Below are 23,317 nucleotides of genomic sequence, written 5' to 3'. Positions count from 1 at the left end.
AGCTTATTATTTACAAAATCGCAATAAAAAGCAATGATAAATATTCCCAATATAAAACTTATATTTCTATAAAAAAAAGTAGCATAATAGCTACTCCTTTTTTCTTTGTTTCTCATATTGTTCAAACGCATGAATTCTTTCAAAAATTGGTGGATGCGTGTATAAGAAAAACTTCACTAACGCAGGCGGATTTACTTGGCTTAAACTTGTTTTTGATAAATATTGAAAAGTTTTCACACCAGATTTTCCGTCCTTCGTCATATTTAAAGCATATTGATCTGCCGCTCTTTCTTCTATACGTGAAACATAGTTTGTTGCTGGTTGTGCTGCAAAAGAGAGTACAGAAGAAATTAAGAAAAATAAAGGTAAAATGGAGAAACATGCTACCTTTGAAATTTGCAATGTATCTCCCCATTTGCGAATACACATATTTATAATACGACTAATTAAAAACATACCTATAAACGATAGCAATACATAACTTGCAACGCCAAAATATATATGCTTCATAACATAATGCCCCATTTCATGAGCCATGATAAATAAAATCTCTTTATCTTTTAACTGCTTAAGCGTTGTATCCCACATTACAATACGGGCGTTAGGGCCAATTCCTGTTACGTAAGCATTTAATGCATTCGTTTTTTCTGACATATTTACTTCATATACGTGCTTAGCAGGAATGTCCGCTTTGTCTGCTATCGCTAAAATTTTCGTTTCTAATTCTTTATTTTTCAGCGTCGAAAAGTCGTTATACAGTGGGTCAATAACGACAGGCTGTATGAATGTTAAAAAGATTGTAAATGGAACAGAGAGCGCCCACCCTGCTAGCCACCATCTCTTCGGAAATTTACGGATAAGCCATAATAGAACGGTCACTACAATTAACATAGTCGCATAACTTTCCCAAAAACCGATAACATGATCTTTAATCCAGCTTTGTGTGCTTTGCGTTGAAATGCCGTAATCAACGGACACTTTCCGGCCAATCCATTGCATCGGTAAGGCAAGCACTGTTGTCAGTAATGATAAATAAAAGAAATAAATCGCAACTTGCAAGACACTTATTTTAGTCGTTTCCTTCGACCATTTCTCAAACTTTCTTGAAATACCTAGCACAAGTACAAACAATAAAATAATCCATTCAAGAGGCGTCGCTAAAAAGTATAGTAAATTTTTCACGCGCGAATAATCTTGGCTTAGCGTAAGCTCTCTCGCACTCATAAACGTTTCTGGATCTGCACTTGTTCCTTTATACATGTCCGGAATAAGTTCATGATTCCATCCAAATAAATACCAATATATAAGTAACGCAAATCCAACGTACAAAAAAAGCGACCAACCAATAACCTTCCTCACGCTATTCCCTCCTCTATGCTGCCTGTCTATTATTATTGTAAGTTCGTACACGCTAAATTAGAACAAGCTTATTATGTGAATTGCTCGAAATCCTTTTATTTACATAAAAAAACTCTTCTACATAAGAAGAGTTTTACCTATCTTTAAACACTTTCTTCGGTTCACAATCCGGAATAAGGATCGCACTTGCAAACCAACACGTACCCTACTTGCTTTTTAGATAACATAAAAAGCCTCTTTAAGGAAGTACATCTATTAATAAACTAAAATCTTGTAAAGAGAAAGAACTATATTTCATAATACCCTGTACAGCTAAAAGTAAAACAAGACCGATCACACACATATAGTTAACGCTTTCTTCATTCTTTTTTTCAGTAACGACTCCACCACTTATACATAAAATCCCCAACAAATGGAGCGCTAAATACATGAAAAAATAAGCTTCCTCCCAGCGCAAAATAACATTCACTGTCGTTATTAACACTAGACTAAGTAAAATCAAATAAAAAAACTTATTTGATGATATCGTTTCATTCATATAATTTTATACATCCCTTTCAAATTTCGAATTAATGATGTTTCAAAGCTATAAAGTAAATGATTGTTTTTATACCATAAAACAAAAGGAAAGCCACCATTACTTTCTCGAATACTTTATGAATCCACATATACTTCTCTTCATTCTTTCTGAAGATGCGCTTCATCATTTCTTCTACAATTAGACCAAATATTAGTAAAACCCCGAACACAATAAGAAGAGAAATAATATTTTCTTTTAAATGAGTACTAGAAAATAAGTAATACTCTGGAAACACAATCGTATCTACTACAGGTTGAAGCCAATGACAAACGCTTTTATCACACATATCTGTAATAGACGTAGCATCTATAATATCTTTTAATATTTTTTCAACCGTCTTCTTCATCTCATTTACTCCCCACTACATCTGAAAAGCTCTTTTCCTGCTCTGCATATATAACTGGCACTTCTTTACTCCAATATTTACGATTAACAAATAAAAAGATAAGTACTAAGTTTAATCCTGTTATAAAAACAATAAGTCCAGGAAAGAATGTCGTGTAATTTGAGAAATCGGCAAAACTCATAATTTTTTCTCTACTTATTAAAAAAGACGCACCCATTACAAATGCATTGTTTAACATATGTATTGCAATTGGCATGAGTAAACTTTTCGTACGAATATATACGATTGATAATACGATGCTGAATATGGCTGCACCGAGGAAATCAACATGTAACAACGCAAACAATATTGCTACAACGATGGTCGCTATGCTCGTTCCCCATTTTGTTGCAAAACGTTGAAGTAAAAATCCGCGAAAAACAAACTCCCCGATAATTGGTGCGATGAATACGACCCTAATGACTTGATATACATATCCCCCAGTACTATCTATAATCGGTTCATGCAGGGCATTCATAATAAAGTCCGGTGTAATCCATGCAAAACTATACATATACAAAATAAGATACCCGTAACTAAACATGCACAACATAACCGTAATGTATAAAACTTGCACCAAGTTAAATGTTTCATTTTTATTAACAAACAATGAAAATGAAATGCGATGCTTTCTATACTCATAAAAAATCCATACGATCGGAAGGATATAGAATATAAGGATATTTATAAAAGAAGAATTTTGTATATGAAATATACTTGTTAGCAAATCGCCACTACTTCTCGCTACTAAAATTAATAGTGCAAATACAATCAAAAAATATCTAGCTCGCATCACTTGAAACGGATTCACACTCATCTCCTCCCCTATGTTACTTTTATCATATCATTTGATTCTTAATTTTTTGCGAAAGAAAACCTTAAAATTTCCTTAAAAATTCCATAAGTTACAAAATGATGATATGATATTCGAGAAAATTAGGAGGGATTTTTATGTACCAAGCAAATATTTTACTTGTTGATGATGAAACAGCAATTTTACAATTACTAACTACCATTCTTGAAAAAGAAGGTTTTTCTCATATTACAACTGCAACATCAGCTGAAATGGCTTTATCTCTAACTAAGCAAAACAATTACGATTTAATTATTTTAGATGTAATGCTTCCTGGACAATCTGGTTTTGATATTTGTCCAATCATTCGCCAACAAACAGATTGTCCAATTTTCTTCCTATCAGCAAAAGCATCTGATTTAGATAAAATATCCGGATTTTCATACGGTGCAGATGATTATATTACGAAGCCCTTTAATCCATTAGAAGTAGTAGCACGCATGAAAGCACAGCTTCGGAGACATATGAAACAAACCGTACCACACGAACAAAAATCACACTCGATTTCATTTGGAAGATTTGAAATTGATCAGCACTCTGCAGAACTAACAGTAGATGGGCACATTGTCGAATGTTCCGCTCAACTCTTTCAACTACTACTCTTCTTTTGCGAGAATCCGAACTACGTATTTTCGAAAGAGGAAATATATGAAAAAGTTTGGGGAGCTCCTGCCTATAATGGCGATGACAACACTGTTATGGTCCACATTCGAAAACTACGTGAAAAAATTGAACAAGATCCAAGTAAACCAGAATATATAAAAACCGTTCGCGGGCTTGGTTATAAGTTCGTTACAAAGTAGGGTGACGATATGAATTTTAATAAACGACTTATTATTCAATTTATCATGCAACACGTTTTTGTTTTAGTTACATTACTTATCGCTGTAGTTGCTGCTTTTACTTATTTAATTTTTCTTCTTACTAGTACTTTATACGAACCTAATATTCCAGATTCTGATAGTTTTACAATTTCAAGATACATCTCTTCAGAAGATGGGCATATTTCGTTACAATCTGAAGTGCAAGATTTAATAAAGGAGAAAAATGATTGGCTCCAAGTTGTAGATGAAAACGGAAAAATCCTCTACCACTTTAATACACCAAATGATGTTCCGAATGCTTATACGAAGACATCTTTAGTCGCATATATACAACATCATATCGAAAGTAATTATAAATTTACATATTGGGAAATTGAATTAGAAGAAAAGAAAGTACTTGTTATTTATGGTGGTATGTTAAAAAGCAATGCGTTACTGACAGCAATTCAAAAGGATCACTCCTCTTTAACGATGGATTCGTTTACATTAACAGATCAAGAAAAACAGTTACTGTCTAAAGAAAAAGCAGCACTTCAAATATTTAATCAAAATGGCGAAGAGGTTTTTGCCTATCCAGCTGGAAAGAAAAAAACATTTTCAGCAATACAAATCGCCCTTAATGAAAAAGAACCGTGGAATCATAAAGAAAACACGTCTAGCTTTTACGATGCAAATAGTGGCAACCTTCTCGTTGTGACTGCGAAAAATGATCACTACTATCCAGATGACGAAATTGAAGATGTATTTACTAAGAAGTTTCTCATCGGATGCGGATTAATCCTTCTTATCGTATTTGTTTATTTAGTCATTCTTTCTATTTGGTACGGTAATAAATTCGGGAAACCGTTATTACATGCGATGCGCTGGCTTAAAAATATCGCTGGTGGAAAGTATGAAGAACCCATTAGTAAAAAAGGAAAACCTGTCAGGTTCCGGCGATCTGGTAAAGAAAAATGGTCATTCCGTTTGTTTAGAGATGTAACAAGTTCACTAGAACACCTTTCTATTACACTCAAAAAAAACGATGCGATGAGGCAAGTACTTCAGCAAACACGAGAAGAATGGATTACCGGTCTAACACACGACTTAAAAACACCACTTAGCTCTATATATGGATACGCATTATTACTCGAATCGAATCAATATAACTGGACTGATCGTGATATTCAGCAATTTGGTAGTGTTATGAAAGAGAAATCTCAATATATGACGACATTAATTGATGATTTAAGCTTAACGTATCAATTAAAAAATAACAGCCTTCCTGCCCAACACGTAAACGTTGAAATCAATCAGTTCGTTCAAAAAGTATTATTGCAATTTATTAACAATCCAACACTCCAAAATCAAAATATTGAATTCGTACCGAGCTCAAATAAAATTCAATATTTCATTGAAGAAAAATGGTTCCAGCGTATTATCGAAAACTTACTCGTAAATGCTGTAAAACATAATAACGAAACAACTACTGTCATCGTAAAATTATCACAAAACGCTAATTCCTTTACACTCTCCATTTCAGATGACGGAAAAGGAATGGATGAAAAAACGAAAGAACTTCTATTTGAACGATATTACCGCGGAACAAACACAGAAGAAAGCAACATCGGAACTGGACTTGGCCTAGCCATTACAAAACAGCTCGTTCATGCTCATAACGGGACAATTTCCGTTGATAGTGCACTCGGAAAAGGAACGACGATTATTCTTGTATTTCCGTTTCGTTCGTAGGAAAGACGCTATGTGGCGTCTTTTTTTCTTTTCTGAGAGAACTTTGCGGTAATTGAAATTATGTGAATCGTTTTTTTGAGGTGTTTTAGCGGTATATGAAATTATATCGGCGATTTTTTGAATATATCGGCGCAACTCGAATTATATCAGCGATTTTCTAGATATATCGACTTACCGACAATACTAACCTACTTCCTCTACTACTATACAAATTAAAAATAACCCTTCATAACTCACTATGAAAGGTCACTCCATATTTCAGCTATTTCCCTACTAACACAAACACATTCTCATCAGGTGCTTCCATTACTGCAACATGTCCTGATTCTGTTGGAAATGGTTCGCGAATCCATTTTACATCTTTATTATCTTTTAAACTTTCATACGTTTGTTGTACATCTTCTACTAATACTTCGACTTCCGTAAAATTAATATCCGGATGATTGCTTATTACTAACTCTGAACTTTTCTCATCTGGAAACTTCAATCCTATTAACGTCCAAATAACCCCTTCTTCTAGTTCTCTTTCTATCATCCAGTTTTGCTTCATTCCCATTTCTTTATAGAAAGAAACTGATCTTTCTATATCTTTCGTATGTATAGATACACATTCTAGTTTTTTGAACATTTCCCCATTTCCCCTTTTATGAAAAAGCGAACCATCTCCCAACGATTCGCTCTTACCCTATTATTTTTTCTTCACCGGTATCCAAAGCTCTACTTGTGCAAACTCACTCTTATCTTCGTGGCAACGCTCATCGTACAGTTCAAACTCCGTAACACCGCAATGTTCATATCCTGAATGCGGGAACCATTCTGAGAATACTGCATTCCAAGTTTGGTGAATAGACGATACCATTTCTTCATGAGGAACTTTCGGCGTTGTAAATACTGCATATGTTGCTGCCGGGAAAGTACGCTTCGCAATTTCATTTGGTACATTTTCAAAGTCTGTAACTTCCATTCCGATAATGTAAGTGAAGTCCCCTGTTTCTAAATTAAAATCAGTACATAATCCAAGCTCTACCCATTGGCTCGTATCTTTACGATTGGGAATTGTTGTCCCAAGATCTTTTTGTAAATATTCTTGCCAAAATACTGGAATGTCTTGATGGTTTTTCCCTTCTTTACTTGTCGTCTTCAATTCATAACCCGCCACTAAAAATTCTGGTTTATTTACAATACGATATTCCATTTGTATGCCCCCTAAATACGGATTTAATTTTCTTTGCTTTACATTCACTCTGTAATACATCGGTGTTTCGATTTCTTGTTTTCGATATTCACTCGGTGTCATTTGAAATAATTTTTTAAAGGCTCTCGTGAACGTTTCGTGAGATTGAAAGCCATGTTCAAACGCGATATCAATAACTTTTTCATCCGTATGAGAAAGTTGATAAGCTGCCCGGGCTAACCTCCTCTTTCGAACATACTCCATTACTGTATCACCTACTAATGCCTGAAATACACGGTGAAAATGCGACTCAGAAAAACCTGCAATGCGAGCTAAATTACGCAGCGTTTGTTTTTCCATTACATCTTCCTCAATATAATCAATTGACCTTTGAATTTGTGTTTCATAGCTTTCCATCTCTGTTCACCCGCCTTATATGTATTATGATAAAAGAGAACGCAATCCAATTCTTGACGTTTTTTACTATAATTCCATAAAAAATTGTAACTTTTTTATATGTATTTCGTTGTTATGTATGAAGGGAGGGAAATTAGTGAAACGCAAACAATCATTAGAAGACATTTATTCAGATCATATGCATGATTTATTTCGCTATCTTCTCTCCCTAACCGGAGATTCTCATTTTGCTGAAGATCTCATGCAGGAAACCTTTTACCGCATGCTCGTCCATATTGATTATTATAAAGGTGAAGAAATTAGGCCGTGGTTATTTACAATAGCCTACAACGCCTTTATCGATTGGTATCGAAAAGAAAAAAAATATAAAACAACTACAGTGGAAGAATTCCATTTACCAAACGTGCCAAGTACAGAACATGAATATCTCGTAAAATTTGAGATCGCTAGTTGGTTAGAAAGTTTATCTTCTATTCCGCTCGAAAGACGAAATGTCCTACTACTACGAGATTACTACGGATTCTCGTATAAAGAAATAGCAGAAATGACCGGTCTCTCATTAGCGAAAGTGAAAATTGAATTACACCGCGGACGGAAAGAAGCGAGAAACATAGAGGAGTGATACAGATGGGTTGTGCAGCATTTAATAAACTATGGGAGAAGTACGAAAAAGGAACACTCACACGTGATGAACAAGAAGAATTAGAAAATCATATAGAGACTTGTGAGGAATGTGAAGTGTATTTGGATAAATTGCTTACGAAGAGTGCACCGATCAAGAAAAGACTACCACCACAAAATCTTAATGTCCCATTTTGGAAAATAAAATGGAAACAGCGTTGGCAAACTGTTAGTTTTGTTCTTGCGGTTTGTATAGCAATCTATTTTGCCGATCATTTTTCATCTTCTCTTTACTTCAATAATATGAAAAAGTTAGCTGAAGTAAATGAGATTCCAGCACTCGCACTAGAAGCAACAATTCCAAATATTCGTTCCACTGGAGGCAGTACAAAAATCAAACCCTTTTTCCGTACAGAAAATGAAATGAATTTAGTTAAAACTGTCGGCAAAAAAGAAGTTCAATTCGGTACAGTAACAACGAAAAGCTTCTTATCGTCTGTAACTGTTACAAATAAATCTTGGGCAAACAAATTGAATTACTCTAAACTTTCCTTTGTTCATCCGAAAATAAAGCAAGGTGATCATTTGAAAGAACCATCTAAAAAAGTGTGGGATACACTTGCAAAAGTACATGAGGGAACCGTTGCAGAAGTAGCGATATCTTTTGACAAACTTTACACTTTACAAGAATTAGAATCTATTCTATATAGCACATTTGAAGCACAAGAAATGCCACCAACTCCTGTATGGTACGCTTTAGACACAGGACAAGAGAGAATAGATGAGGAAGATTTCATCCTACATGGCGGAGAGGTTATCGGATTTCCAGAACATATAAGCCTCCCTGATAGTGAAGCAGAACGACCGAAGACAAAAGAAGATGAAGTACTCGAAATGATGCGCATTCTTTCTGAGCATAAAAAAACTGTAAGTAAAACTACTTGGACTCTTGAAAAAGAGCTGAACTTAGATAAGCGTTATGAGTATGTAAAAGAGAACGGTGTAAAAGTATACGGAATTGTTATTACTGGCCCGTCGAAAGAGTTATTAAAATTACAAAACTCCCCGCACGTACGTTATGCGACTCTTGGAGATATTGAGATTTGGAATTGGTTTGATAATTAATAAAAAAGTTGCTAAGAAATTAGTAACATCCTACTTTCTTAGCGACTCTTTCAATATAGTACAAACTGCATATACATTTTATATTTCACTAACCGAATCCGTAAATAAAGCATGGAATACGTTAACTTCTCCCATACGTAAACATTCCGTTTCAATATCAGGTATTGCCGTTCTAGCAACCTCACGCTCTACTCTTATAAACCCTTTTGTATTCATTCGTTTTTCAAATTCACAAATGGTATCCATTTCTACATCGATTATTTCAAAAGTCCATTCCCTTACCTCTTCATCATATGTTGTTTTTAATACGTAGTAATAATAATATTTCTCAAGTAAACTAACAAAAATCCCTAAATCAAGACGCTCACCTCTTGATTTTCGTATCCAATCGATATCATCATTTAACATCGGTTCTCTTCCATTTAACAACACGTTATATTCTAAACAATTATATAGGTTTAAATCTGTACAATCTGATACATGGTAATCACAAAATATTGACTCAATTAAAGACAAAACTTCCTTTTGAGAACTTTCGTTTTCTATAAATGATTCTTTTAGCTCTACAAATCGTTTATGCTCTTTAGACTCTTCGTACAATTCTTCTTCTTTCATAATATTTTTCGGGAAAAATTTGTAAACTATTTCTTTTAATTCATTCATCATTTCAGGTTTTGCCATTTTAATCATTTTGTAAATCCCCCTATAAAAAAGAATTCTCACCGCAATAAAGAATCATAACCCAAATATGTTATTAATTAACAAATATATTATATTAAAATAAACAATATGATTCAATTCTGGTTTTTTAAAATTTTTCTGTTATAATAGCTAATTCCGAACATTGAATGCATCACAATATAAGAATTACAACAAAAAACGACAAAATCCTTTAAATTACCTTAAAAAATACAAAAATCTATATATAAAGACCGAAAGATTCTATAGCACTCATTGAAAATATTTATTATTTTTTACACATTAAAAATTAGTAATTTTTTCACAAATCATTATTAACGGAAAACTTCACAAGTTTTATTTTTTACCATAAAAGGTATTTTTACGGTAAAATGAAATAGTATCGTAAAAATATAACACATTTCTATACGAACAACCCTTTAAAAGAAAAAGGTGTCATCATAATTGATGACACCTTTTTCTTTTAAATCAATTTCACATACATCCCTCTCACCGCTTTTTCATAAGCAATATCACTCATCTGTCTTATGTTTTCTGACACAACAGACGACTGAACGATTTTTCCTTCACGAAGTAACGGCGGATCAATAAGACGCACTTTATTTTTCTGATGTAAATCAAAATCGTTTCTATCTTCTTTTACTTTTACATTTCGATGAACTTTGCTTAATAAAGCTTCTACTTCGGGGTCATTACATTGTTGCAATTTCGAAATAAGCTCATCATCTTCAAGGAGAAAATCATCTGCATGAATGACCTTTTTATGAAGAGCTAACTTTAACGTTTTCGCTAACATCTCATTTCCGTAAATATTAATTGGCTTCATAAAAAAATCGATTACATCTTTGTAATACGTTTCTGTAAACCACTCTGCCATTTCAATACTTTGAAGAACCATTTTCCCCTCTACTGCAATGACATCCTCTAAAAAACTGTGAACTTCTTCTAAAGAAATATACCCATATGTATACATATCTCGTAATGTATAATCCACTCGGTCTGCGCATAATTCTGGTGCTGACCTTTCTAGTAATGTCCACTTCGAATCATCTAATAAAATATCTTCATAGTTATAACCATGCTTCGCAAGGATCGCTGGAATTTCTGATTTTTTCACAACAGAACTAAATATCTCTTCATGATAACTTTCATCTTCATTATCAAAAACATAATCAATCACGTGGGAAAAAGCAGTATGTGATATGTCATGCAGTAAACCAGCAATCTGTTCTTCTACTGAACCACCTAGTTTTTTCACTAATAACATAACACCCACTGAATGCTCAAAACGAGTTACATTCCATTTCTCGTTCATTAAGTAACTTGCGCCTGCTTGATGAATTCCCTTTAGTCTTTGCATAGGCTTACTTAAAAATAATTCTTCTACTACTTGATCCACTTCAAATTTTCCGTATAGTACATCTGATATGATCACTTACAATCCCCCTTTTCAAGCAAAGTCTTTTTATATTATCTCTTTTTTGAAGAAGCGTAAATATACTATTCTACAATTTGAATATAAAGGTTTTGTTTTTATAAAAAAAGCAGGTTCTCCTATTCTTATCAAGTTCAATCATAAAAAAGAAAATATTTTCACACCCCCTCTTTTTTGTTTTAATAGATTTATACATACATATTTATTAAAGAAAAAAGCAACGAATAGAGTCAATTAGAGACTGACTTACAATTATAATATGAAAGGTCGGATAACTATGGACAGTTATTTCCCAAAAGCGGGGAAGTTAATTGGCGGTATCATTATGCTTATTATTTTGCTTTCATCTCTTTGGCTTATATGGATCGGAGAAACGAATATTCGTTACAGCGGGGATCATAAGGGCACGATGCCTTTTTGGTACAAGTGGATCCCTGTTATTGTCGGTATACTCCTTGTCCGTTTCCTACCATTTCATCATAAAAACTATAATCCCCTTCAACAATTTGAACCAAGGCGCATCATAATTCAAACTGCTATCTTATTCTTAAGTGGCTCCCTCTTCACGATTTGTCTTCTCACCACGAACTTTGAAGGAATGGCATTACAATTGTGGTTTATGATATTTAAAATTATTTTATTATTATTAACTCCATTAATGCTGCTTTTGTTTTATAAAAATAACCCCGAAAAAGAACGACCAAAGTCAGTAAAATTAACAGGGGATAATAGATGGTATCGGTTTACACCACTTATTGTCATTATAATCTGGGGTTACTTCAACTTCTTTTCTATATTCCCTACACCATTTGTTTCAATGAAAATGGAACCGACGATTTTAATCTCTATTTTACTTGTAGGGTTTCTTATAAATAGTGTACTTGAAGAGATTTTTTATAGAGTTTGGTTGCAAACACGTTTGGAATTATTACTAGGTACTTGGCCTGCTATTCTTCTTACATCACTGTTATGGGCAAGCTGGCATATCACATTACATGGCTCTGGTCATTGGGATATCGATACAGCTACGGTCATTGTGAACCTTGGTATCGTAGGTCTATTCCTTGGATATTTGTGGGCGCGTTATCGTAAGGTATGGGTAATTATTATTGTTCATGGATTAATTAATGCACATCCACAACAACTAATTGAGATTATATTTAAGTAAAGAGCGCGATTGAGAAATAAAAAATAAAAGGGATTATACATGATTAATATGTATAATCCCTTTTATTTAACCTTATTCAAACGTAACTTCTACCTGCACAATCTCCGACCTACTACCAAGTCTAAGCGGGGGTCCCCAAAATCCAAATCCAGAAGAAACAATTGCGTGGAACGCGCCTTTTTGTGCGTATCCCCAGTCTAGCTCGTACATTCTTCTCGTTACAATATGATTGGGTGCCATTTGTCCGCGGTGCGTATGACCGGATAACAATAAGTCTACACCAGCATCCGCTGCCTGTTTCAACTCAAATGGCTGATGATCCATTGCGATAACTGGCATGGATTTATCCACTGTACTCATAAGTTTTTCAAAGCTTTGGCGATCTCGCTCTGTTTTATCTCTTCTTCCAACGAGATAGAAATCATCTTCAATGGTGATTACTTCATCTAAAAGAATACGAATATCAATCTTATCCATCTCTTGTAAAAACTCTGGAACCGCTCTGCCGTAGTATTCATGGTTTCCTAATACGCCATATACACCTAATGGTGCTTTCATTTGTTTCATGATTGGTCCCATATTCTTTTGAATGAACACACCTGGATGATCATCGATAATATCACCTGGCAGCAAAATAATATCAGGTTCCATCTCATTTACATGACGAACAAGTCTTTTTAAATGTGAAACGCCAGACAGTTTACCGAAATGCATATCAGAAGCCATCGCAATGCGTAAACTTTTACGCCCCTCTACTTTTTTCGGTATGTGCACTTCGTACTTTCTTACTACCGGACTATACGCATTAAATACTCCGTACGCAAAGATAAAGATAAATGCAGCTATCACAGCCGCCCCTGTCCAAATAATTGCCGCTTCTTTCTCTACTGAAAAATGTAAAAGAAAGACCATAATATCAGCTAATGGCAACAACATAAGCGCATATTGTATGACCGCAAACCAAATCGAACCTATCGTTCGCAGAAATGGCAGAAACTTAAACACTTGCACGAGAATGTACGCATATGAAATAAATGCGACTATGAAAGCATAATATCCCCAAGATTCCCAGCCAAATACCGCATGAAGCCAAACCCATCCGTTCCAGCCGATGTAAAACATAAGTAGTGTGTATATAATTAATATGGTAAATATATTGAGATAACGAAGATTCTTCACAGCCAGCCTCCTTATTGATTTCTTCTATTATAACTTGTTATGCACTTATAACGTAAATATTAAGCGCTTCAATCTTCAGAATAAGAACATTGATAAACATATTGTCTTAAAATTTTTAAGAACGGCTGTAATGGACATTTTTGAGTCTTACGTGTTGGATAAAATTCTATTATCTTTATCCTTCAAAACTCATCTATGCAATTATGCATAACCATCAATTCCGTTTTATTTTCATGTTACGATATAAATGTAATACGACATATATCGACAAAAATAAAAGGAAGTGATTGTATGAAACGTTCTAAAACATATTTAAAATGTTTAGCATTATCCGCTGTTTTTGCTAGTAGCGCTGTAACTCTTTCAACACCTGCTGCTTACGCTCAAACGACGTCACAAGTTGTAACAGATATCGGGCAAAATGCAAAAACACATACGAGCTATAATACATTTAATAATGATCAAGCTGATAATATGACAATGTCTTTAAAGGTAACTTTTATCGATGACCCAAGCGCTGATAAACAGATTGCCGTTATTAATACAACTGGTAGTTTTCTAAAAGCAAATCCTACTATAAGTGATGCACCTATTGATAACTACCCAATCCCTGGCGCTAGTGCAACATTACGTTATCCTTCACAATATGATGTTGCATTTAACCTTCAAGATAACAGCGCTCGTTTCTTTAACGTAGCACCTACAAATGCTGTAGAAGAAACGACTGTAACATCTAGCGTATCTTATCAACTTGGTGGCTCTGTTAAAGCTTCTGTAACGCCTAATGGCCCTAGCGGTGAAGCTGGTGCAACTGGTCAAGTCACTTGGTCTGACTCTGTAAGCTATAAACAAACTAGTTATAAAACAAATTTAATTGACCAAACAAACAAAAACGTAAAGTGGAACGTATTCTTTAACGGATATAACAATCAAAACTGGGGTATTTACACACGTGACTCCTATCATTCTTTATATGGAAACCAACTGTTCATGTACTCTCGCACATACTTATATGAATCTGATGCAAAAGGTAATTTAATACCGATGGATCAACTTCCAGCACTAACAAATAGCGGTTTCTCTCCTGGTATGATTGCTGTTGTTATCTCTGAAAAAAATACAGATCAATCTAACTTACAAGTCGCTTATACAAAACACACCGACGACTACCAACTTCGTCCAGGCTTCACATTCGGAACTGCAAACTGGGTTGGAAACAACGTAAAAGACGTTGATCAAAAAACATTTAACAAATCGTTTACACTAGATTGGAAGAATAAAAAATTGGTAGAGAAAAAATAAAGAAAACCGAACCGCCACTTAGATGACGGTTCGGTTTTTATTTAAATTACAAAATCCTCCGGAATAAACACTTTCACTTCTTTCGGCTGTACGTATACGAAATCACCTGCTTGAATGTTCAGCTGCTTGAACTGTTCTTTCGTAATTTCTGCTTCTAAATATTCATCTGTTCCGTCTCATTTTAATTCTACATATACGACAGGTCCGACTGCGTGAGAATAAGATACTTTTGCCGGGATTGCATCTATGCTTTGTTTCGTACGAGAGATTGATAAGTCATGCGGCCTTACGTAGGCTATTCCGTCTACGTTGGAAACGTGCTTATGCTCTGGTGCTTCTAGTTCGACCGATCCTACATTTAGCTTTCCTTTATGAACGCGGCCGTGAAATAAATTTACATTTCCTAAAAAATCGTAAACGAACGGGCTTGCTGGGTTTTCATATACTTCTTCCGGTGTTCCCATTTGTTCAATGCGACCTTCATTCATTACAACAATACGGTCTGCAACGTCTAACGCTTCTTCTTGGTCATGCGTTACGAATACGCTCGTAATTTGAAATTCGTCATGTAATTTTCGGAGCCATCTTCGTAATTCTTTTCTCACCTTTGCATCGAGTGCACCGAACGGTTCATCAAGTAATAAAATTTTCGGTTCGACTGCAAGTGCCCGGGCTAGTGCAATACGTTGACGTTGTCCACCAGATAATTGCGCTGGATAACGTTTAGCAAAGCCATCCATTTTTACGAGCTTTAATAATTCTGTTACCTTTTCTTCTATCGCTTCTGCTGACGGTCTTAAGCTTTTCTTTCTTACTTTTAAACCGAAAGCGACATTCTCAAATACATTCATATGTTTAAAGAGCGCATAGTGCTGAAAGACGAAACCGACTTGCCTGTTTTTCACGTGAATGTCTGTTAAATCTTCTCCATCAAATGAAATAGAACCTCCATCCGCTTCTTCTAATCCTGCAATAATGCGTAATAACGTCGTTTTCCCAGAACCTGACGGGCCTAATAAGGCAACAAGTTCACCTTTTGGAATATCCAAATGAATGTCTGTTAGTGCTTGAAATGTACCATATTGCTTTGATACACCTTGAATTTGAATACTCACCGTAATCCCCCTCTTATTGGCGTTTTTCCATTCGCCATTCAATCCAGTTTTTTATAATGAGTGTAAACACTGCAATTAATGACATTAACGTCGCTACTGCAAATGCTGCTGAAAATTGATATTCATTGTACAAAATTTCAATATGGAGCGGCATCGTGTTCGTAATGCCACGCACGTGACCTGATACGACAGAAACGGCTCCAAACTCACCGATAGCACGGGCATTACATAGAATCATGCCGTATAAAAGACCCCATTTTATATTTGGAAGCGTAACGCGCCAAAACATTTTCCAGCCACTTGCGCCAAGTGATAAAGCTGCCTCTTCTTCACTTTTCCCTTGCGCCTGCATAACCGGAATTAATTCACGTGCAACGAACGGGAAGGTTACAAAGATTGTTGCGATAATAATGCCTGGTACAGAGAAAATGAGTTTCACTCCATGTTCAAGTAACCATTCGCCAAGAGCACCCCTCGGTGTGAAAAGTAAGACGAATACTAATCCTGCGATAACTGGTGACACAGCAAACGGCAGTTCAATAAGAGAGAGTAATACTTGTTTTCCTTTAAACTGAAACTTTGTAATAAGCCACGCCGCCGCTACCCCAAATATCGTATTAAGCGGCACAACGATTAACGCAACGAGAAGCGTTAATCTAATTGCTGAAAATGCTTCTTGATCGGTAATAGCGGCAATGTATACATCCATCCCTCTTTCAAAGGCTTTTAGAAAAATAGTTATGAGTGGCAGTAATAGAAAGAGAGATAAAAATAAAACTGTAATCGTAATTAATACGCCTGGTACAAGCTTAGATTCTTTTTTAGCTGATACACTTTTTACTATTTTCTTTTCTAATAATGTTGGTTCCATTTTCTCTCCTCCTATTCACTTTTTAGTTCATGCCTTCTACTCCAGCTTTGAATCATATTAATAAGAAGAAGGAAAAGGAGGGAAATAATAAGCATCGCGGTCGCTACAGCTGTTGCCCCCGCGTAATCATATTGTTCTAGTTTCGTCATAATCATCAGTGGTGCAATTTCTGTTTTCATCGGCATATTACCTGCGATGAAAACGACAGATCCGTATTCTCCTAATGCTCTTGCAAATGCGAGTGAAAAACCTGCAAGAAGAGCGGGAAAGATCTCTGGTAAAATGATTTTCACAAATATTTGCAAGCGGGATGCACCTAAACTCGAAGCTGCCTCTTCTACTTCTTTATCAATATTTTGCAGCACTGGTTGCACCATTCGAACGACAAATGGTAAACCGATAAAAGTAAGCGCAACGATAATTCCGAGTGGTGTAAAAGCTACTTTTATGTGAAACAGACTAAATATTTTCCCAATCCATCCATTTTCCGCATAAAGCGTTGTAAGTGTAATACCAGCTACAGCTGTCGGAAGTGCAAACGGTAAATCAATGAGTCCGTCTAATAGTCGTTTCCCTGGAAATTTGTAGCGTACGAGCACCCAAGCTATTAATAAACCGAAAATGGCATTTACAATAGCAGCTGCAAATGAAGTTGTAAAACTAACTTGATAGGAATGCAACACACGCTCGTTCGTTATAACCCCAGCGAACTTCTTCCAACCTAACTGTGAAGTTTGAATAAATACGATAGAAAGTGGTATAAGTACGAATAAACTCATGTACAACATTGTAAATCCAAGCGATAATCCAAACCCTGGTAAAACACGCTTCTTCCTCATCCTCTTTCACCTCATCCCCCTTTAGCAGTGCATTATTTTTGATAAATTTTATCGAATACGCCGCCGTCATTAAAGTGTTTTTCTTGTGCTTTTTTCCAGCCACCAAATAGTTCATCTACTGTAAATAATTGAACTTTCGGAAATTGGGATGCATATTTTTCTGCTACTTTTTCATTACGCGGACGATAAAAGTTTTTCGCCGCAATTTCCTGTCCTTTTTCTGAGTACAAATATTCAAGATACCCTTCTGCTACTTTTTTCGTTCCTTTTTTATCAACGACTTTATCTACAACCGCTACTGGTGGTTCTGCAAGTACACTAATAGAAGGGGTTACAATTTCAAATTTATCTTTTCCAAGCTCTTTTTGAGATAATAACGCTTCATTTTCCCATGCGATTAATACGTCACCAATTCCTTTTTCAACAAATGTTGTCGTTGCTCCGCGCGCTCCTGAATCTAATACTTCTACGTTTTTATAAATTTGGCTAACAAACTCTTTCGCCTTATCTTCACTATTATTATATTTTTTCAATGCGTATCCCCACGCCGCTAAATAGTTCCAACGTGCTCCGCCTGATGTTTTTGGATTTGGTGTAATGACAGACACATCTTTTTTTGTTAAATCATCCCAGTCTTTAATTCCTTTCGGGTTTCCTTTTCGAACAAGAAATACAATTGTTGACGTGTATGGAGTGGAATTATTCGCAAGTCGCTTCTGCCAATCTTCTGCTAGTTGTTTTTTCTTGCTAATGGCATCAATATCATAAGCAAGTGCTAGTGTAACAACGTCTGCTTCTAAGCCATCAATAACAGAGCGCGCTTGACTTCCAGATCCCCCGTGTGATTGTTTTACATTTACTGTTTGCCCATGCTTCTCTTTCCAATACTTCGCAAAATCTTTATTAAAATCTTGATATAACTCCCTCGTTGGATCATAAGAAACATTTAAAAGCTCAACTGTTTTTTTATCTCCACTTCCTTCAGAATTACTAGTGGATGTTGCCGAACCACACCCTGATAAAAGTACAACTACTGATAATAAAACACCTGTACTTTTCATAAACGCTGTCTTACCCCACTTTTTCATCGTTAAGCCCCCTTAGTTTATACAATAGAAAAAGGCACACAATATATTCACAAACGTGAACATTGTGCGCCTTCAGTTTATCTGATTAGCTTCTAATGTATTGTATTCGATTTCTTTTCATTTTAATTCTGTAATTCATATGTGTCAACTTGGAATTTGGATTTTCTTACTAAACTAAAATATTGGCATACTTCGAGCCCAATGATTTTTCAAATCAGCAAATTCTTTTGGTAACTTACTATTTCCATTCCATTCTAATTTATATGCATTTACTAACACCGTAGCCATTGATTCACGGTTCATTACTCCATTTTGATTAAAATTACCGTTCTTATCATTTTCAGAGTTCATCCATAATTTCACAAATAAGATATTGCACTCGCCGTAAGCGTTAATCCCTTCTGTTCTATGTATATCTCCTCCTTGTTGGTCATATGAAGCTTTAAATATATGGCACCACAGCTTAATCAATGCACAAAAAAATGAGGCAACCACCTTCAAAGATGGTTGCCTCATTTTTACACTTGCATCGCTTTCTCTCTCAATGCTCTTCTTAACAACTTACCAGTCGTATTCTTCGGTAATTCTATTAAAAACTCAATGCTTTTCGGCACTTTATATTTCGCTAAATGTAACGTACAGTAATGCATTAGTTCTTCTTCTGTTACGTTCGTTTGTTTCAGAACGACGTAAGCTCGCACTGCTTCTCCTAAGTTTTCATCAGGAACACCGATTACAACAACTTCCGCCACTGATTCGTGCGTATATAATACTTCTTCTACTTCACGAGGGTATACGTTATAACCGCCAACTAAAACGATATCTTTTTTACGATCAACGATATAGAAGTAACCTTCTTCATCCATTTTCGCTAAGTCACCTGTATATAGCCAGCCGTCTTTCAATGTCGCAGCTGTATCTTCTGGTGCATTATAGTATCCTTTCATAACGTTAGGTCCACGAACGATTAATTCGCCGACTGCGCCGACAGGTACTTCTTCCCCAAGTTCATTTACAATTTTATTTTCTACATGCCAAATATTTGTGCCAATTGATCCTGGTTTACGAGGACGATCTAGCGGGTTGAAACAAGTAACTGGTGATGCCTCTGATAAACCGTATCCTTCTGAAACAATAACGTTAAAACGTTTTTCAAAGTTTTGCAGAAGAGCAACAGGCATCGATGCACCACCGGAAATACAAAGACGAAGCGTCTTCACATCTTCTGCGCTTGCTTCTTCAAATAAATATAAATAATTGTACATCGTCGGTACGCCAGCAAAAATCGTTGGTTCGTACGTGCGACAAATACGGAATACTTCTTTCGGACTAAATTTCGGTAACATTAAAATTGTTGCCCCGTTCACAATCGGTGCATTTACCGCAACTGTTAAACAGAATACATGGAACATTGGCAGTGCCGCAACGACGCGATCGTCAGCAGTAAATTGTAAATAAGACGCAACATCATTCGCATTACTATATAAATTTTTATGTGTGAGCATAGCGCCTTTCGGTTTTCCAGTTGTACCTGAAGTGTATAGGATAACCGCTACATCCTCTTCATCTAGTTCAGGGCCTTCATATTGTAAATCTCCAGCCCCCACAAAACTAGTAAACGTTTTCATTTTTTCGGTTTCTGTATGGTTAAAATCTGATGAGGTTTCGCATATGATGATGTTTTCTAATGAAGGAAGTCTTGTTGTAAGAGATTGTATAACAGGTAGAAGGACGTCGAGTACGATGATTGTTTTTACATCTCCATTTTGTAAAATGTAATGCATTTCGTCTGCTGTATAAATTGGATTAACTGGAATAACAGTTGCTCCGGCTTTCATTGTTCCGTATAAACCGACCAAAAAATGTGGTGAGTTCCCAACAACTAATGCGACATTGTCCCCTTTTCCAATGCCCATTTCTGCTAAATTGCTAGAAAACCTTGTGACCATTTTGTTTAATTGGTCATATGAGACCGACTGATCCATAAATATATAAGCCGGTTTATCCCCCTTCTTTTTTGCCGTTTCAGCCAAAGATTGAACGAGATTCACAAAAACCCCACCTTTATAAAATTTAGAATATTTAAAAATTCTAAATTAATTATATTAAAAGAAAATTAAAGTGGCAAGTGATATTCTATTAACTGCATATAGACAGATCACCTACTCTTAGTTTACTTTGGAAGAATAAGGGGATTTTGTTTGCAAGTAATTTATGAAACTAGACCATAAATCATTTTAGGATAATATGCACTCATCTTTTCTCTAAGTTTATTAAGTTCCTCTTTATTTAACGTCGTATGCTCTCCAAACAAGTTGATCGCGTCCGCTCCATTTTCATGAAAATACACGGTAACATATAACGTCGGTAACCCTTTATTGTTTTCATCTATTGATAAGACGACATCTGGCGTTTTATTAACAGTGCTGAATGTTTCATTTCTTTTCCATTCCTTATTTTGAAACCTGTCCTGTATATCCTGTATCTTTCGTTTGTTATCTGTATGCGTAAAATATATAACATTATCCCGCGCTGGCTTTCCGATAGATAAAAGGGTACGACTTGAGGAAGTTTCACTGTTACACGCTGCAATCCCAATGACGAATCCGAGCAATATTACAATGTGTATGACCCTTTTCATATCGATCCGCCTCCTTTTCATATATATATTCCTTTATAAGAGGCAGATGTCCTGTAAGTATACATTTTGTGGTAAATGGAATTATATCGACAAAACTACAAAAAGAAAGAGGCTGCCTTTATGGCAGCCTCCCTCATTTTTAGAAGAATAAATGTAAGAAATCTTCTGTTGTAATGTTACCGAAGTAGCGTGCGATATCTACGCCTTCTAAAGCTGCAGTGAATGCATCTTTATCGAACTGAACGCCTGTTAGACGCTCTTCAATATCATGAACATCTAGTGAACCGAAGAAGTCGCCGTAAATTTTACATTCTGTTACTGTTCCTTTTTTCACTTCAAGACGAACATCAACTTGTCCAACTGGGAAGCGGTGTGAATGTTGTAAGTTGAACTTCGGTGATTTTCCATAGTTCCAATCCCAATTTTGGTAACGTTCTTCAGAAAGTTTATGGATCTCTTTCCAATCATTTTCTGTTAATTCGTACGTTGGGATTTCTGTTTCTCCTTCGAAAATTGTTTCTAGAAGAAGTTGTCTAAACTCTTCTGTCGTCATTTCTTCGTTTAGGAACTCTGTAATGTTCGCGACGCGGCTACGGATTGATTTAATACCTTTTGATTGAATCTTATCCATTTTTACTTTTAACGCTGATACGACGTGATCGATTTCAGAGTCAAATAGTAACGTACCGTGGCTGAACATACGACCTTTCGTTGAGAACTGCGCGTTACCTGAAATTTTTCTACCTTCAGCTAAAATGTCGTTACGACCACTTAGTTCTGCCTTTACACCTAATTTACTAAGCGCTTTCGTTACAGGCTCTGTGAATTTTTTGAAGTTGCTGAAACTGTCTCCATCATCTTTCGTAATAAAACTGAAGTTTAAGTTTCCTAAATCATGATATACTGCGCCTCCGCCTGATAGACGACGAACGACATGAATACCTTTTTCTTTTACGTAATCTGCATTAATTTCTTCTACTGTGTTTTGATTTTTACCAATGATAATCGAAGGCTCATTAATGTAGAACAGTAAATATGTTTCGTTAATATCTAAATTCTTCACACAATATTCTTCGATCGCTAAGTTTATTCTAGGATCTGTAATTCCTTTATTATCAATAAATAACATCGTATCACCTCATGAGTTCCATACGTAGCCACTATGCGCTAGCGTAATATGGCCACTGAAAATTTGTTTTGCTTCTGTTACTAAATCAGATGGGTTGCCTGTATGCGGTAAGTGCGTTAATAAAAGTTCTTTTACATTCGCATCTTTTGCAATACTTGCTACTTCTGTACTATTCATATGCCCTGCTTTTGCAGCCTCTTGATGTGCATACATATTACACTCACAAATGAAAAGATCAGCATCTTTTGTGAATGGAATGAATTCAGGAATATAACTTGAATCAGCGCTGTATACTACAGCATCATCTCCAGCTGTAATACGCATCGCAAAGCATGTAACAGGATGAACAGTTTTTAAGAACGAAATCGAGAACGGTCCAACTTGAAGTGTTTCTTCTGGATTGTACGCGATTCCTTTCGTATGTGGTTCATGTGTTAAAGAATGGAATCCATTCTCGTCAAACGTATGACCGTATATTGGTAATTCCGGTAGTTGCCTTGTTGTCGCACTCGTAATTAATCTCGCATATTGCAATACCCCAATGTCCGCAACATGATCGTGATGATAGTGTGACAGTACAACTGCATCTATATCAGATGGTGTTATATATTTTTGAAGCTGTGCTAGTACACCACTACCACAGTCTACAAGTAAACGAAAACCATCGTGTTCAAACAAATACCCCGACGTTGCTTCTCCCGCTTCTGGAAAGCCGCCCCAAAAGCCGACAACAGTCATTTTCATATGTATCCATCCTTTCTAAAACCGAGTAGGAATGCAGT

24 protein-coding genes and 1 pseudogene are annotated in these 23,317 nt (G+C 35.7%); 7 read left to right on the top strand and 18 right to left on the bottom strand.

The features are described from left to right. Window positions 1–90: 90 nt before the first annotated feature. The 4 genes from MHH27_RS06085 to MHH27_RS06070 form a co-directional block, all read right to left on the bottom strand. On the bottom strand, window positions 91–1,359 hold the full coding sequence (locus MHH27_RS06085; protein ID WP_043936613.1) for a M48 family metallopeptidase: 1,269 nt from the start codon (window positions 1,357–1,359) through the stop codon (window positions 91–93). Between the two features lie 238 nt (window positions 1,360–1,597). Continuing rightward, window positions 1,598–1,897 (bottom strand): DUF2101 family protein, encoded by a 300-nt coding sequence (locus MHH27_RS06080; protein WP_001006050.1) that lies wholly within the window; start codon window positions 1,895–1,897, stop codon window positions 1,598–1,600. Between the two features lie 31 nt (window positions 1,898–1,928). Further along, complete coding sequence (locus MHH27_RS06075) at window positions 1,929–2,285, bottom strand: hypothetical protein (protein ID WP_023521404.1); 357 nt, start codon at window positions 2,283–2,285, stop codon at window positions 1,929–1,931. Window position 2,286: 1 nt separating this feature from the next. After that, on the bottom strand, window positions 2,287–3,135 hold the full coding sequence (locus MHH27_RS06070; RefSeq protein WP_340941934.1) for a CPBP family intramembrane glutamic endopeptidase: 849 nt from the start codon (window positions 3,133–3,135) through the stop codon (window positions 2,287–2,289). A 140-nt stretch (window positions 3,136–3,275) separates the two neighbouring features. Here MHH27_RS06070 and MHH27_RS06065 point away from each other — a divergent pair, with 140 nt between their 5' ends. Beyond that, window positions 3,276–3,980 carry a response regulator transcription factor gene (locus tag MHH27_RS06065; protein ID WP_069355191.1) on the top strand — a complete coding sequence of 235 codons (705 nt, stop codon included), beginning with the start codon at window positions 3,276–3,278 and terminating at the stop codon, window positions 3,978–3,980. 9 nt (window positions 3,981–3,989) lie between these two features. Further along, entirely contained in the window at window positions 3,990–5,732 is a 1,743-nt protein-coding gene (locus tag MHH27_RS06060) for a sensor histidine kinase (RefSeq protein ID WP_001010445.1), read from the top strand. 262 nt (window positions 5,733–5,994) lie between these two features. On the opposite strand, the gene MHH27_RS06055 is transcribed toward MHH27_RS06060, so the two are convergent. Further along, window positions 5,995–6,360, bottom strand: coding sequence for a VOC family protein (locus MHH27_RS06055; protein WP_000473644.1), 366 nt, complete (start codon window positions 6,358–6,360; stop codon window positions 5,995–5,997). Window positions 6,361–6,420: 60 nt separating this feature from the next. Next, window positions 6,421–7,323 (bottom strand): AraC family transcriptional regulator, encoded by a 903-nt coding sequence (locus tag MHH27_RS06050; protein ID WP_000446842.1) that lies wholly within the window; start codon window positions 7,321–7,323, stop codon window positions 6,421–6,423. 118 nt (window positions 7,324–7,441) lie between these two features. Between MHH27_RS06050 and MHH27_RS06045 the strand changes: the two genes are divergently transcribed. Next, window positions 7,442–7,945 carry an RNA polymerase sigma factor gene (locus MHH27_RS06045; protein WP_340941931.1) on the top strand — a complete coding sequence of 168 codons (504 nt, stop codon included), beginning with the start codon at window positions 7,442–7,444 and terminating at the stop codon, window positions 7,943–7,945. 5 nt (window positions 7,946–7,950) lie between these two features. Further along, window positions 7,951–9,069, top strand: coding sequence for an anti-sigma factor (locus MHH27_RS06040; protein WP_098842151.1), 1,119 nt, complete (start codon window positions 7,951–7,953; stop codon window positions 9,067–9,069). 78 nt (window positions 9,070–9,147) lie between these two features. On the opposite strand, the gene MHH27_RS06035 is transcribed toward MHH27_RS06040, so the two are convergent. Next, window positions 9,148–9,759, bottom strand: coding sequence for a hypothetical protein (locus MHH27_RS06035; RefSeq protein WP_098329492.1), 612 nt, complete (start codon window positions 9,757–9,759; stop codon window positions 9,148–9,150). 472 nt (window positions 9,760–10,231) lie between these two features. After that, on the bottom strand, window positions 10,232–11,203 hold the full coding sequence (locus tag MHH27_RS06030; RefSeq protein ID WP_340941929.1) for an HD domain-containing protein: 972 nt from the start codon (window positions 11,201–11,203) through the stop codon (window positions 10,232–10,234). A 277-nt stretch (window positions 11,204–11,480) separates the two neighbouring features. Between MHH27_RS06030 and MHH27_RS06025 the strand changes: the two genes are divergently transcribed. Then, the gene (locus MHH27_RS06025; protein ID WP_340941928.1) at window positions 11,481–12,371 is read left to right on the top strand and encodes a CPBP family intramembrane glutamic endopeptidase; all 891 of its coding nucleotides are present in this window, start codon (window positions 11,481–11,483) and stop codon (window positions 12,369–12,371) included. Between the two features lie 72 nt (window positions 12,372–12,443). Here MHH27_RS06025 and MHH27_RS06020 read toward each other — a convergent pair whose 3' ends face one another. Beyond that, the gene (locus MHH27_RS06020) at window positions 12,444–13,550 is read right to left on the bottom strand and encodes a metallophosphoesterase (protein WP_097925341.1); all 1,107 of its coding nucleotides are present in this window, start codon (window positions 13,548–13,550) and stop codon (window positions 12,444–12,446) included. 34 nt (window positions 13,551–13,584) lie between these two features. Here MHH27_RS06020 and MHH27_RS06015 point away from each other — a divergent pair, with 34 nt between their 5' ends. Beyond that, complete coding sequence (locus MHH27_RS06015; RefSeq protein WP_071714124.1) at window positions 13,585–13,761, top strand: TetR family transcriptional regulator; 177 nt, start codon at window positions 13,585–13,587, stop codon at window positions 13,759–13,761. An 80-nt stretch (window positions 13,762–13,841) separates the two neighbouring features. After that, window positions 13,842–14,852, top strand: coding sequence for a beta-channel forming cytolysin CytK2 (cytK2, locus tag MHH27_RS06010; protein ID WP_016513148.1), 1,011 nt, complete (start codon window positions 13,842–13,844; stop codon window positions 14,850–14,852). A gap of 41 nt (window positions 14,853–14,893) precedes the next feature. On the opposite strand, the pseudogene MHH27_RS06005 reads toward cytK2, so the two are convergent. The 9 genes and pseudogenes from MHH27_RS06005 to MHH27_RS05965 form a co-directional block, all read right to left on the bottom strand. Then, window positions 14,894–15,967: pseudogene (locus tag MHH27_RS06005) on the bottom strand (sulfate/molybdate ABC transporter ATP-binding protein). A gap of 13 nt (window positions 15,968–15,980) precedes the next feature. Continuing rightward, window positions 15,981–16,838, bottom strand: coding sequence for a sulfate ABC transporter permease subunit CysW (gene cysW, locus MHH27_RS06000; RefSeq protein ID WP_097855562.1), 858 nt, complete (start codon window positions 16,836–16,838; stop codon window positions 15,981–15,983). An 11-nt stretch (window positions 16,839–16,849) separates the two neighbouring features. Beyond that, window positions 16,850–17,677 (bottom strand): sulfate ABC transporter permease subunit CysT, encoded by an 828-nt coding sequence (cysT, locus tag MHH27_RS05995; protein WP_098251300.1) that lies wholly within the window; start codon window positions 17,675–17,677, stop codon window positions 16,850–16,852. A gap of 32 nt (window positions 17,678–17,709) precedes the next feature. After that, on the bottom strand, window positions 17,710–18,765 hold the full coding sequence (locus tag MHH27_RS05990) for a sulfate ABC transporter substrate-binding protein (protein ID WP_098251301.1): 1,056 nt from the start codon (window positions 18,763–18,765) through the stop codon (window positions 17,710–17,712). A 174-nt stretch (window positions 18,766–18,939) separates the two neighbouring features. Then, window positions 18,940–19,116, bottom strand: a complete 177-nt coding sequence (locus tag MHH27_RS05985; RefSeq protein ID WP_002195255.1) for a hypothetical protein — start codon at window positions 19,114–19,116, stop codon at window positions 18,940–18,942. Window positions 19,117–19,283: 167 nt separating this feature from the next. Further along, window positions 19,284–20,816, bottom strand: a complete 1,533-nt coding sequence (locus MHH27_RS05980; protein WP_053565058.1) for a fatty acid--CoA ligase family protein — start codon at window positions 20,814–20,816, stop codon at window positions 19,284–19,286. Window positions 20,817–20,977: 161 nt separating this feature from the next. Then, window positions 20,978–21,406 carry a hypothetical protein gene (locus MHH27_RS05975; protein ID WP_098235180.1) on the bottom strand — a complete coding sequence of 143 codons (429 nt, stop codon included), beginning with the start codon at window positions 21,404–21,406 and terminating at the stop codon, window positions 20,978–20,980. 139 nt (window positions 21,407–21,545) lie between these two features. After that, window positions 21,546–22,535 carry a lipoate--protein ligase gene (locus tag MHH27_RS05970; RefSeq protein ID WP_000897273.1) on the bottom strand — a complete coding sequence of 330 codons (990 nt, stop codon included), beginning with the start codon at window positions 22,533–22,535 and terminating at the stop codon, window positions 21,546–21,548. Between the two features lie 9 nt (window positions 22,536–22,544). Beyond that, window positions 22,545–23,279, bottom strand: coding sequence for an MBL fold metallo-hydrolase (locus MHH27_RS05965; RefSeq protein ID WP_000784671.1), 735 nt, complete (start codon window positions 23,277–23,279; stop codon window positions 22,545–22,547). Window positions 23,280–23,317 lie beyond the last annotated feature (38 nt).

The sequence above is a fragment of the Bacillus sp. FSL L8-0152 genome (assembly GCF_038006365.1).
GTDB lineage: Bacteria > Bacillota > Bacilli > Bacillales > Bacillaceae_G > Bacillus_A > Bacillus_A cereus.
This window is presented reverse-complemented; position numbering and strand designations above follow the sequence as displayed.

Coding starts and splice junctions, on each gene's coding strand:
- MHH27_RS05975 (WP_098235180.1), bottom strand. CDS start 21,406: ATGAAAAGGGTCATACACATTGTAATATTGCTCGGATTCGTCATTGGG.
- cytK2 (WP_016513148.1), top strand. CDS start 13,842: ATGAAACGTTCTAAAACATATTTAAAATGTTTAGCATTATCCGCTGTT.
- MHH27_RS06045 (WP_340941931.1), top strand. CDS start 7,442: ATGAAGGGAGGGAAATTAGTGAAACGCAAACAATCATTAGAAGACATT.
- MHH27_RS06075 (WP_023521404.1), bottom strand. CDS start 2,285: ATGAAGAAGACGGTTGAAAAAATATTAAAAGATATTATAGATGCTACG.
- MHH27_RS06055 (WP_000473644.1), bottom strand. CDS start 6,360: ATGTTCAAAAAACTAGAATGTGTATCTATACATACGAAAGATATAGAA.
- MHH27_RS06065 (WP_069355191.1), top strand. CDS start 3,276: ATGTACCAAGCAAATATTTTACTTGTTGATGATGAAACAGCAATTTTA.
- MHH27_RS05990 (WP_098251301.1), bottom strand. CDS start 18,765: ATGAAAAAGTGGGGTAAGACAGCGTTTATGAAAAGTACAGGTGTTTTA.
- MHH27_RS05965 (WP_000784671.1), bottom strand. CDS start 23,279: ATGAAAATGACTGTTGTCGGCTTTTGGGGCGGCTTTCCAGAAGCGGGA.
- cysW (WP_097855562.1), bottom strand. CDS start 16,838: ATGGAACCAACATTATTAGAAAAGAAAATAGTAAAAAGTGTATCAGCT.
- MHH27_RS06060 (WP_001010445.1), top strand. CDS start 3,990: ATGAATTTTAATAAACGACTTATTATTCAATTTATCATGCAACACGTT.
- MHH27_RS06080 (WP_001006050.1), bottom strand. CDS start 1,897: ATGAATGAAACGATATCATCAAATAAGTTTTTTTATTTGATTTTACTT.
- MHH27_RS05985 (WP_002195255.1), bottom strand. CDS start 19,116: ATGAACTCTGAAAATGATAAGAACGGTAATTTTAATCAAAATGGAGTA.
- MHH27_RS06025 (WP_340941928.1), top strand. CDS start 11,481: ATGGACAGTTATTTCCCAAAAGCGGGGAAGTTAATTGGCGGTATCATT.
- MHH27_RS06035 (WP_098329492.1), bottom strand. CDS start 9,759: ATGATTAAAATGGCAAAACCTGAAATGATGAATGAATTAAAAGAAATA.
- MHH27_RS06050 (WP_000446842.1), bottom strand. CDS start 7,323: ATGGAAAGCTATGAAACACAAATTCAAAGGTCAATTGATTATATTGAG.
- cysT (WP_098251300.1), bottom strand. CDS start 17,677: ATGAGGAAGAAGCGTGTTTTACCAGGGTTTGGATTATCGCTTGGATTT.
- MHH27_RS05970 (WP_000897273.1), bottom strand. CDS start 22,535: ATGTTATTTATTGATAATAAAGGAATTACAGATCCTAGAATAAACTTA.
- MHH27_RS06040 (WP_098842151.1), top strand. CDS start 7,951: ATGGGTTGTGCAGCATTTAATAAACTATGGGAGAAGTACGAAAAAGGA.